Here is a 1,351-nt window from a genome sequence, read left to right on the forward strand (position 1 = left end):
TGAATTAATCATGTGATTCAATCGCTTGTCGGTTGATTAGCTGCGATTCGCTGATCGCACAAAGCGGCAGGTGATCCGGAAGGGAACGTCGGATGGGTTTGTCCGTGACCGCAATGCTCGAACTGCTCGATGAGGACGCACGGTCGTTCGCACAAGCGCTACTCGATGGGGCGCCGCCACCGCCGTACGCCCAATACGGCGTGGACGGCGTGCGGTCGATCTTCGACACCGGCAATTCCGCTCGGCCACCGATACGGCCCGTGCACAGCGTGGAAGAGCGGACCATGGACGGTCCCGGAGGTCCACTCCGAATGCGTTGTTACCGGCCGTCTTTCGCGGCCGAGCGACCCGCTGTGATCTATTTCCACGGCGGCGGCTTCGTCGTGGGGACGCTCAACGGCGTCGATGACGTCTGCAGGTCGCTGTGCGTCGAGGCGGATTGTGTCGTCATCTCCGTCGACTACCGGCGCGCCCCCGAACACGCCTTCCCCGCAGCCGCGGACGATTGCCTCCGGACCTACGAATGGGTCCGGCGAGAGGCCCTGTCACTGGGCATCGACCCGCATCGGATCGCGCTGGCGGGTGACAGCGCGGGCGGCAACCTCGCGCTGTCGGTCTGCACCGCCTTGGCCGAAGCCCGCCGCGACCTGCCCAGGTCGCTCGTCCTCGCCTACCCGCCGACGTCGAACGCCCACACGGGCCCCTCGTGGGAAGCCTTCGAGCACGCGCCGATCCTCGGCAAGGCCGACGCCCTGTGGTTCTGGTCGAACTACACCGAGGGCAGCGGAGCGGACCTGGACCCCCGCGCCGTGCCGATCCTGTCGACGACGCTCCACGCTCTTCCGCCGACCTTCCTCATAGCCGCCGAGGTCGACGTATTGCGTTCGGACTACGAGGAGTTCGCCGCCATGGCGTTGTGCGCCGGCGCCGAGGTGGAGCTTCGCCAGTACGACGGTGTGCCCCATGGCTTTTTCACCGAACCGGCCGCGATCGGCAAAGCGAGGCGCGCCGTGACCGACGCGGCCCGTCATCTCCGGACGCACTTCGGCCCGTCACTGTGATCGAGGCCACAGCGGCCCGCCCGTCACGTCCGCGGGACCTGTCTCGTCCAAGAGGTGCACACGATCCCAGGAAGGACGACACCATGTCGCGATTGACCATGCACGAGGCGGCTCCCGAGGTCTACCAGGCCTGGCTCGCCGCCGAGACCGCGATCCGGCGCGGCCCGCTCGACGCCACCGTGCGCGAGCTGGTGAAGATCCGGGTCTCCCAGATCAACGGCTGCCTCTTCTGCATCGACATGCACTCCACCGAGGCCCGCAAGGAAGGCGAGACCGAGCGTCGCCTCTGG

At 67.1% G+C, this 1,351-nt stretch carries 2 protein-coding genes; both read left to right on the plus strand.

Translation table 11 applies throughout. From position 1 onward, the window contains the following. The first annotated feature begins 92 nt into the window (after positions 1–92). The gene (locus ACIRS4_RS37115; RefSeq protein WP_404204517.1) at positions 93–1,061 is read left to right on the plus strand and encodes an alpha/beta hydrolase; all 969 of its coding nucleotides are present in this window, start codon (positions 93–95) and stop codon (positions 1,059–1,061) included. An 83-nt stretch (positions 1,062–1,144) separates the two neighbouring features. Next, positions 1,145–1,351, plus strand: a 207-nt coding sequence (locus tag ACIRS4_RS37120) for a carboxymuconolactone decarboxylase family protein (RefSeq protein ID WP_404204519.1), incomplete at its 3' end; no start/stop codon positions are given.

It is taken from the genome of Streptomyces sp. NPDC101166 (assembly GCF_044768125.1).
Lineage (GTDB): Bacteria > Actinomycetota > Actinomycetes > Streptomycetales > Streptomycetaceae > Streptomyces.

Coding starts and splice junctions, on each gene's coding strand:
- ACIRS4_RS37115 (WP_404204517.1), top strand. CDS start 93: ATGGGTTTGTCCGTGACCGCAATGCTCGAACTGCTCGATGAGGACGCA.